The sequence below is a fragment of the Litorivita pollutaquae genome (assembly GCF_003205515.1).
Lineage (GTDB): Bacteria > Pseudomonadota > Alphaproteobacteria > Rhodobacterales > Rhodobacteraceae > Litorivita > Litorivita pollutaquae.
In genome coordinates this window covers 1-9867 of the sequence record NZ_KZ826498.1, presented here as the reverse complement: position 1 = coordinate 9867, position 9867 = coordinate 1, and the positions used below count along the sequence as shown (strand labels likewise).

Here is a 9867-nt window from a genome sequence, read left to right as displayed (position 1 = left end):
TCCAGCCTGATGCTCTTTCAAGATCCCAATAATTTGCTCTTCACTGAAACGGCTTCTCTTCATCGTCTGTCTCCTTGTTGGAGAACAGGCTAACTCAGAACAACGGACTTTTCAGGGGAGCAGGTCAAGAGCACGCGAACGTGTGCATTTCTCTTTTACTAGAGACTCGAAAGGATCGAGCAACATCAAGGGCTTTGTTGAAACGCTTCAAGCCGCAAGTGTCTCCTTTTCTAATAAACCTTAGCGATTCTAATAAGCTCTGTAATTTGAAATATTGTTTCTTTCTCTTCATTAGGAGCTTTGCGCATCCCTCTGGGCCGGGCTGTTGTGAACCGAACCAGTCTTTGTCAGTCTCGGCCATTCGGCTTCCATCCCTTGCGCAGTAAGTAAGCTGTCAGCCCAAAGGGGCTGGCGGCTTTTTCTTTGTTGATTGGGGGTCTAGTGACCCCATCAACTATCAAGACCAAGCCCTTCGTTTCTCTGCGGGCGAATACGGCGGTCTCCCCATCCTTCCTTTTTTCGCTTTGCTCTCGTCGTGCAGGACAGGTGATCCCCCTCCGCCGTCTTCGGTCTTTGACAGCCTCCCCCCACTCATTGGCGTGGACCTAGTTCGGTTGCATGCGCAACCAACTAACCAAGAGGAAGAAAAGACAATGAAGCAAGATATTTATCAGAAAGTAACAGACACAATCATCGCTGATTTAGAAAAGGGTCAACTCAGTTGGCTTAAGCCTTGGAGCTCCGGCAACATGGAGGGGCGGATTGTGAAACCTCTCCGTCACAACGGCATGCCCTATAATGGGATCAATGTTTTGATGTTATGGGCGGCAAGCGTTGAGGCGGGTTATATCTCGCCCCACTGGATGACCTTTAAGCAGGCCAAAGAGCTTGGCGCGAACGTACGCAAAGGCGAGCGGGGGTCTTTGGTCGTCTATGCCAACAGCATCACCAAAACCGAAGAGCAGGACGACGGCACCGAAGAAGAGCGAAAAATACCCTTCATGAAAGGCTATAGCGTTTTTAACGTCGATCAGATTGAAGGTTTGCCGGAGCAGTTCTACGCCAAGCCGGAACCAGTGATCGATGGTGTAGAGCGCATTGATCATGCGGATGCATTCTTTGCGGCAACGGGTGCCGATCTTCGCCATGGTGGAAATCGTGCCTTTTATAGTGGCGGGTCTGATCATGTGCAGATGCCAGCCTTTGAAAGCTTCCGTTCTCCTGAGGCATATTATGCAACCCTTGCCCATGAGCTCACCCACTGGACCAAGCACAAAACCCGCCTTGACCGTGAATTCGGGCGCAAAAAGTGGGGTGATGAAGGCTATGCCAAGGAAGAGCTGGTCGCAGAGCTCGGCGCGGCATTCCTTTGTGCTGATCTGGCTCTGACCCCAGAGGCGGGCGAGGATCATGCGGCCTATATCCAGAGCTGGCTGAAGGTTCTCAAAAATGACAAGCGCGCAATCTTTTCTGCGGCAGCCCATGCGCAACGTGCGGCGGATTTTCTGCATGGATTGCAGGCAGTCGAAGAGGGGGAGGGGGTCGCCGCATAATGCGGCGGCTTCGCCTTTTGGGGATGGCAGAAAAATTCGCGTCCGCTGGCGGCGGACGCGGTCACCCTTTCGGGCTCTCAAAATTCCAAATACGTTTCAAAAATGGTGAAACGTATTTGGATTTATAGCTGAAAACATAATCTTTTCAGTATGATAATCGTTTCATAGCTTGTTGCTTGCGTTTCACGTCGCAACTTCAGTGCTTATTTCAAGATATCGACAAAATGCGTTGATCAACTGCATTTGTCGTGGTGTCTGACAATCCGCCTCAAAAACCTGAGGCGACGCGACCAAAATGGCCAAACACTGCGCCCGAGAAATAGCCACGTTGAAGCGATTCCCGCTGTAAAGAAACTCCATGCCTCTTGGCGCATCCGCATGACTTGAAGTTGCCATCGAATAGATAGCAATCGGTGCTTCCTGACCTTGGAATTTATCCACGGTTCCAACACGTGCAGTCGGCAGGCGCTTCTGAATTTCAATCACTTGCGCGTTGTATGGCGCAATGATCAGAATATCCTCAAGTGTGATCGGCGTGGTCACCCCATCCCGATCCGTCCATGCTGCACCTTTGCCTAGAATGTCTTCCACCAAAGATTTGACCATGTCGGCCTCTTCAATGGACGAGCTGGTGTTGCCGCTGTGCGCTACCGGTAGGAAGCGTAATCCAGCACCCGATGCAGCGCTCTCAGTTTGGACCAGTTGCTGCTCGCATCCCTCAACTGCATGCAGTTTGCTTTCGTAAAAAAGCTCTGAGTTAAACGCGCAAATATCTGGATGGAGGCGATAGGTAGTTCCAAGGAAAAGGCCTTGGCTTGGTTCAATGGTTTGACGACCGCCAAGCAAATGATCCAATGCTGAGACGCCTGTTCCATCTGGATGTGTCCCTTGCGTTGGCTGTTCGAGCTGTTGCGGGTCACCTAACATGATGACCGTTTGTGCTGCTTGGGAAACAGCTAAGACATTTGCAAGAGACATCTGACCAGCTTCATCAACGACAAGGACATCAACGGCTTCAAAAGCATCTTCTCTTGCCCAGAAGAAGTGGGTCGCACCAGCGATCTGAGCTTCACTGCTAGCAAGTTTGCCTAAGACGCCATCGTTGTTTTTTGCGAAGATGAGGTGCGGTCCGTCGGCCTCTTTGTTGCCCTGTTCCGGCTTTTGGATGCAGGTCAGATCGACGCCCATTATTGGTGCAGCTTCGATCACTTTATCAATCAGGTTACGGATCACTTTGTGGCTGTTTGCCGTTATCCCCACCTTCTTACCTTGCCGTACAAGTTCGCAGATCATCCGCGCTCCAGTGAACGATTTACCTGTCCCTGGAGGTCCTTGAATAGGTAGCACACCACCATTCATTTTCCCTGCAACACGCAATGCCGCATCAAGCGTTCCTTCGCCATCCGCTTGGAAGGGTTCACCTCCAATATCCATCGGTGCCCGAAGCAATAATTCGCGCGCACTTTTATAAGAGCCGCCACCTTCGATGCCGTGTTTAGCGACGTATTCACCTAGGCGAAACAGCGAGGCCGCTTGTTCCTTAGGGTCGATGAACTTGTGCGCGAAAACGGCTTCGGGATGAACATCGGCAGTCGCTTTCGATTTCTTGATGTCGATTGTCAGATTCTCTGAAGACACTGTCACAGCCGTACCAACTTTGTCGCCGCCGACATTATGCAGGCCTTCGTCTCCTCTGATGTCAGTATCCTGCGCGTCAAATTTATAGCGATGCGTTGGTATTCCGGTTTTCGAAGTCTCAACAACCCCCATCAATTGTAGGCGACCAATGCCCGCCTTTTCTTCCAGAAGTTCGATGCTGCTCAATGCTTGAAGTCGGAACTTTTCCCACCACACAGCTTTGTTTTCACGGCGATGCCAATCAAGAACATAAGCCAATATCCAGCGCGCTTGTTGTTCTGGCGAGCGCTCTTCAGGATCAACGGGGATGTCATTGGTAAGCTGTTCAATCAGATCCAGAACGCGCTGTTGCTGTTCACTGAGCTCTTCGCTTGGGCCATCTTGCCCAGGCTCAGGGCGCGGGATTGCATTGCCGTCGGCCACTCTTGATGCTCTTAAGTCTTCCAGCCAATCACGCAAGCTCTTCGTCGCAAAGCAATCATCAGCGTTGTAGGCCGCGACAATCGCCTTTGTGTCCGCATCAATGGATGGAATGTCGTCGAGCTCTAATCCTGCGGTCACTCTCGTCAATGCCATGTTGGCATCTCGCAATGAAACTTTGCGCTCATATCCGCAGAACGGCTCAAGTTTCTTAAGTGAATAACTTTCAACGCTTGCGCGAATAGCGTGCTTTGTGAGGGTCAACAGATCGACCAGAACCTTGCCTCGCAGCAGATTGTCCACTTCATCTTCGCGCGTTGCGTACCGTCCCATGAGACGTTTCAAAGCCCCGGCCTCATAACCACCAAAGTGATAGATGTGCATGTCTGGGTGATCCACACGCCGCGTGGTCACAAAATCAACAAAGCGCTCAAAGCAAGCTTTCTCGCTCGCGCGATCAAATGCCCAATCTTGTTCGTATTGCTCTGCACCGACATCATCAAAGTAGCTGTAGCCGAACAGATATTCTAAGCCTTGCTCGCCAACAAACTGGTCACTTTCAATGTCAAAGAAGACGTCTCCAGCCGAGGGTTCGGGCAGTGCGGCAAACCCGAATTCGGGAACGACATCCAAAAACTCAAACTTTCGTTTACCTGCCTCTCGCGCAGATACCTGGATTGCGGCTTGCGCACGTACTCTTTCAAACGACGCCGGTGCCCCTCGTTGAGGTTGAAAAGGCATTGGGCTTGGCATGTCTGCCAACGTCTTTGCCGTACCAAAACCATTGGCTTGGAGCTCAGAGATTTGATTTTTTGATATGCCCGCGACCAAGCAGAGATGATCATCGGCACGTCGCCTCTTCTCACACTGCTGTTCCCATCGACAGACATCACAGTGACTCTTGGGATCAGGATATTCGACTTGGTCATCTGGCAACTCCAGAGCATTTTCTGCCGCCGTCTTCACACGCCTGAAATACGCAGCATAGTCCGCAAAACGAAACTCCTGCGGCTGATAGTCAGACCAGGGCGCGACAACAAAAACCTTTTCAGGTGGACGCCCCTGTGCATTGGCGAGGAGGTCCGCATAGAGGCAAAGCTGAAGGACCGTGCCGCCTTTTGTTTCTCGTGCAAGTTTGGTGTCGATGATCTCATAGGAAAAATTCCCCAAATCACTCGGGGTTTCTACTCTTCGAAGAACATCGGCTCGGCCACTCCATCGTCCATGTCGGAGTGCCGCTTGAATAATAATTTCTGAGCCATTGCGCATGGCTTCGAGGGTCGCATCAACAGTAGAGTCGGTGATATCGACGCCTTCGATTTTGGTCAGTTGATGATCCGCATCTCGAAGATGTTGAATATATGCGTCTTCATGCCTTTGGCCTCTTTCACGGAGGATTTCGAGCAGGGGGTCGTAGTTTTCTGGCTTCTTCAGCGCACCCGTTGCGACTTGAACATCAAGGGCAGTTAGATGTCCGCAATTGAGGTGACCAACAAGGTCTGTGGCGCTAAGTTGTATTGTGTCATTTATTTTCTTCATAATATTACCGTTTCAAAATGTTTGGGCTACGAGAGGCGCTTAAGCCTTGCTTTGAAAGCCGCTGAAATTGCGTCTGCTAAAACTGCTGGAAAATCATCCGGCAACGCTGAAAATGTCTTGTCCAAGGCAGCATGCGCGCTTTGGTGGATGTCCTCAAAAACAGACGTAATAGCTTCACGTGATAAGCCCGCTTGCAAGCCTGTTTCTTTAATATGACGGCCAATAATATCGCTGACCTTATAGTGGTTGGATTTACCTAAGCGCATGGCCATCCTGAAATCCTTACGTTCAATTTGCCGAGCATCAGCCGTTGGTTGTAAGGTCAGCACATCGTAAAACGGTGTCATGTGAAACCGGCCACCTGGAAGCAGGCTGATACTGAAATTCTTGGCATGTCCATCCGTCGCTCCCATCAACCAAAACAGAATATTGGCTTTAAAGAAATCCAACCTGTCTTTGGTCGGCTTATCACTTCGCCTCAAGACTTCCATGATCTCAACAACACCTGGTCCGCCATCAGACTGATATTTGAGTGTCGAGGGGACAGAGAGTGCTTGGCAAAAATCCTCTTGAGGCAGACGTATCAGATGACCTTTGTCTGTCCACCTACGGTCAAAACGCTCAATCACAAGCGCCTTTTGATCGCCGAATGTCACGATCTCTGTTCGAGCGGATTGAAGGCCAAAACCTTCCATCACCTTCAAGCACAGGTATTCGTTTTCAACGCTGTTCGACAAATCCATGCCGTTGTTCAACTTGCCGATCTGCGGCTTGATTATATGGGTTGTGGGTGTTGTTCCCGTTGGCTCAATCCATTGCCCATCTTTTTTGAGCAAAGCTGTTTTTTCTTGTGCACCGGCAACAGATATCCGAAAGCTATTTTCTTTCCGTATACCCAGTGGCGTCACATCCAAGTCTTTGAGCGTTGCACAAATTTGGCCGTCAGTTACCGGCTCACCGGTCAAAGTGCTTGGCGATGCTGGCTCAACACCATCGGGTAAGAATTGAAGAGCCCCAACGCAATCTCTGCCTATTTCAGACAAGAGACTGAAAGCATCTGTACCAGCAGCGCCAACGCGTTCGGCGACGCGCCGACGGATTGGCTCGTTATCGGGTAACAGGTTATCAAACACCGCCATGACCGGCGCGCCAACAAACCTGTCTCGGCGCAAGGGGAGCGACAGCGATATTGGCATGCGGTGTTCCCACGCAAGCCAAGCTGGATCGTAGCTAAAGCTGACCGCGCCATTACTTTCACGCAACAGCTGGCCAACGTGTCGTGCGTTCAAAAATATGTTCAAGGGTACATAGCTGCGTTTGCGACCCATCTAAAAGATGTCCTCAAGCGATGTTGATGATCCCTTACTGCGATCATCAATAGTAACTTCAAGCTCTAGTGCCGAGAGGAGATCGAATATTGTCTCCAGCTTGGTACCAGAGAGGCCGTTTTCGATTTTTGAGATAGTCTCTTGCCAAACACCGCTGCGGATGGCCAACTCTTTCTGAGTTAGCTTTTGCGCCTTCCGTGCTTCGCGAATGGCATGTCCAACTTCTTGTGGTGAGCGTGCAAGATATTTCATGTGATCTCCTGTTCTTAGTATGGCCCCCGGATCATAAAATGTCAATATGATCTTGGGCTCATAATTTATATATATGATGTTGGGATCATAATCTTACTTTATGACTTGTGGGTCATAGGATTGTCATTGCCGTCCACAGGGCCTCTTCTTGGCGGCATGCAGAGACTGCGCAAACTGCTTCATAGCGATGGCACACGCTCTGCTCTGCGGTAGTTGCAGACCCAGTCAATGTTATCCAGCGTTGCCAAAATATTGCGGCGATCAGCGGTGCTGGGTTCGCTTTGTGCCAGCAGGCGATGCAATACAATGCGCAATCCTTCCAACTGTATGTTCGTCAAATGCTCCAGCTCAATCATGGTGAATAATCTGATCATGTGAGCCAAAGGTCGTGGGCGCTTTTGAGAGCTTGCCTAGCAGATGACCAAACCAGAAGCCGAGCCCGACAAAGAAACCGACGACGGACACGATCATCGCCAGGCTCCAGCCAAGAGGGCTGTTGCTGAGCATGGCGATCATGACCACAATCACGGCGATCACGCCAAAGATCAGCCTCCGAAGCTCTCGCGCCTGTGGCGACATGAGCCAGCCAAGCGCAAATCCGCAACCGATGGAAATCAGCATCATCATTGTTCTGATGACACCCAGTTCCAAAGCTGAAGGACCATAATAGTTGTTATTGCTTGATCCGAACAGCAATTGAGCAAGTGCGATATCTGGCACCAGGCTGACCGGTATGATGGTGGCGATAATCATCATGATGACCTTTCTTTTTCTGTCGTATGACATTTAAACGTTCTCCATTTTTAGAGTTCAAAACGAGGGCCGCGATCACGGCTCCTCTTACGGGGCCGTGGTGGCTCTTCTGATTGCGAGCGCGAGCGCTCCCGATCAGCCGTTCCGAATCCGCGCGAAGAGCCGCGCAGAAATTGCATCACATCGCGGGCAAGTAGCCTGCGATCCTGTTTTTGCTGATGACGAAGACGCTCAATTGGCTTTTGCAGCTTGAGCCGGTCTTCCATTTGATTGGTCACAAGTTCGTCGCGCTGCAACTGATCGCGTTTTGCGCAAGCATACGCCTCAGAGGCATTCTACTCGCGAATGGCGCGCGCTTTCCCTGTAACTCTGTCCAGTAGTCCTAAAAGCCCTTTTCGAAGGCGATCAGAACGCGTCTTGGCTTCAACGACGGCGCGCTCGTCCTGTTTCAATCTGAGGCGTTCGCGCTCAGCGCGGTGCTGATCACGGAGTGCGTGGTTTTCCCTCTCCAAGGGAAGCGCTTCTTGAATATGCCGGTCTTTGGTTTGCTGAATAAAGCTCTTGAGCTTGTCGGTGACTTTTCCTTTCAGCTCCTGCTTAACTTCAGAAACTGATGGTGATTTGTCCGGCGAGCCGAGCTTTGATTGAACTTCCTTGCTTTTGAGCCCCAGCCATTTTGGAACCGCGAAAACATTGCCTTGCACATCAAGGGCGACAAAACCGCGTCGGTCACCTTTCGCGATAAAATAACCGCGCTCTTCAAGCGCATTGCCAAAACCGCGAAGACTGTCTGATCTATCCCATGCGTCACGCAAAATTCCTTTGATTTCGCGGGGGTCCAGGTCGAGCCTTTTGGCCTGTTGCCACTCATCAAGCGTGAAGTTGAGGAAGCTCTTGCCACCATGGGAACGCAGGCCATTGGGTAATGCCCAGCCGTGTTCAAGGTAAAGCTCTTTAGAGAGGCTCGTAAGTCTGTTCTTGAAGTGGGGAAGATTGATTGCAGTTAGGGTGTCAGCATCTATCCGCGACCAGACAACATGGGCGTGCCGTCGCCCTTCTTTCTCGTGGATGATGATCGCCCGAGGTTGACCTTCAAGACCGAGAACCTTGCCCGCCTGATCCGCCGCCCGTTGGAAATCTTCTTCACCGACGATCGCATCCTTGGGTGGGTTCAGGCTCAGAGAAAAAAGATATTGTTTGCATCTCGTCGCTTTCGAAACGGCTTCCGCTTCTCGAAGTGCACCATGCAAATCTTCAGCGATGAATCCTTCCAGCTCCAGAACAGCAACATGATCATTGTCACGATCATTCAGCAGATGCGCTGACAACTGCTTTGCACCGGCGCGCTGAGACCCCTTCAATATCATGGCGCGAACCTCTTTGGTTGCGCTGCGACACGGGCGAAGCTTTGCGATGTGGATTCTGGTCTGCGGTGATGATTTTCAACCTGCATGCCGAGGGCCTGCATCAAGAGCAGGCGCATCGCGCGCACGTCGTTGCATGCGGTGACGATGTCGGACTTCACGTCCTCATCGACATAGAGCGTGCCTTGGTTCACAGCCTTGGCAAGCTGGTTCAGGTTGTTAGAGATTCGACTGGCACCAAGACAAGCCAACACTTCGGCCAGCAACTTTTCGTCCTGGACCGGTGTTTTGCGTTTTGCGCGATAATGCGCGGCGTCTTCTGAGAACAAGACGGACTTTATGTATCCGCCAAGTGGTAGCCCCCCGGCCTGACGGTTCAGGCGGGCTCGTTCTTCGAACGTAAGCCGTAGCGAAAACGGCGCATCTCTTCTGCCAATAGGTCTATCTGTCATGGTCTGCTCTCCAGCCCACGACCGACCAATGTTTTTGAAAGCTTTAGAAAACCAAGCGAAATTAATCGCTTAGGTTATGCATTCTCTTTCAGTGCATCGGTAATGTCGTAAGCGTTGAAGAGCAGGTCGAACCTGAAGCGCTTACTCGCTTCTATGAGCTCCTGATCAGCAAGGCTCAGTGGGTTGCACCCTCCCGCAACCAAAAAAATACACAAGATCAAATGCTTAAAGCCCGACCTAATCAGTCGGGATTTCGCTTGTGCAGTTTACATCAACGCCACATCAACACCGGACCAGAAAATCCGCACCAGCACGCACAAGCGGGGATTCGCAGGCAAAGGCGGGAAGCTCACGGTTGCGCGCGATTGCAATTCCCGCCATCATCAAACTGTGGATTGGACCTGTCGCGGTTTGATGCCGCTCCTTTGATAGCATTTACTACAACAAAGGAGACTGACTATGGGATTGAAACGGACGGACGAATTCCGCCAGGATGCGGTGCGTATCGCGCTGACCAGTGGGCTAACGCGTAAGCAGGTGGCTGATGATTTGGGTGTCGGGATGTCGA

8 protein-coding genes are annotated in these 9867 nt (G+C 51.2%); 1 reads left to right on the top strand and 7 read right to left on the bottom strand.

What is annotated here, in order from left to right; genetic code table 11:
* Positions 1 to 653 precede the first annotated feature (653 nt).
* The gene (locus tag DI396_RS16255) at positions 654 to 1553 is read left to right on the top strand and encodes an ArdC family protein (RefSeq protein ID WP_110797469.1); all 900 of its coding nucleotides are present in this window, start codon (positions 654 to 656) and stop codon (positions 1551 to 1553) included.
* 183 nt (positions 1554 to 1736) lie between these two features.
* On the opposite strand, the gene DI396_RS16250 is transcribed toward DI396_RS16255, so the two are convergent.
* The 7 genes from DI396_RS16250 to mobC all read right to left on the bottom strand — a co-directional run bounded on the left by DI396_RS16250 (position 1737) and on the right by mobC (position 9299).
* The gene (locus DI396_RS16250; protein ID WP_110797467.1) at positions 1737 to 5150 is read right to left on the bottom strand and encodes a TM0106 family RecB-like putative nuclease; all 3414 of its coding nucleotides are present in this window, start codon (positions 5148 to 5150) and stop codon (positions 1737 to 1739) included.
* 26 nt (positions 5151 to 5176) lie between these two features.
* Positions 5177 to 6478, bottom strand: a complete 1302-nt coding sequence (locus DI396_RS16245) for a type II toxin-antitoxin system HipA family toxin (protein WP_110797465.1) — start codon at positions 6476 to 6478, stop codon at positions 5177 to 5179.
* Positions 6479 to 6730 (bottom strand): helix-turn-helix domain-containing protein, encoded by a 252-nt coding sequence (locus tag DI396_RS16240; protein ID WP_110797463.1) that lies wholly within the window; start codon positions 6728 to 6730, stop codon positions 6479 to 6481.
* Positions 6731 to 6909: 179 nt separating this feature from the next.
* Positions 6910 to 7086, bottom strand: a complete 177-nt coding sequence (locus tag DI396_RS16490) for a hypothetical protein (protein ID WP_162617262.1) — start codon at positions 7084 to 7086, stop codon at positions 6910 to 6912.
* A complete protein-coding gene (locus DI396_RS16235; protein ID WP_110797462.1) occupies positions 7079 to 7486 on the bottom strand; it encodes a hypothetical protein in 408 nt (135 codons plus the stop codon). The genes DI396_RS16490 and DI396_RS16235 overlap by 8 nt, the downstream gene beginning before the upstream one ends.
* 332 nt (positions 7487 to 7818) lie before the next feature.
* A complete protein-coding gene (locus DI396_RS16230) occupies positions 7819 to 8850 on the bottom strand; it encodes a relaxase/mobilization nuclease domain-containing protein (protein WP_235851918.1) in 1032 nt (343 codons plus the stop codon).
* Positions 8847 to 9299: a plasmid mobilization relaxosome protein MobC gene (gene mobC, locus DI396_RS16225; protein ID WP_110797460.1), complete on the bottom strand. Its 453-nt coding sequence runs from the start codon at positions 9297 to 9299 to the stop codon at positions 8847 to 8849. The genes DI396_RS16230 and mobC overlap by 4 nt, the downstream gene beginning before the upstream one ends.
* Between the last annotated feature and the right edge of the window lie 568 nt (positions 9300 to 9867).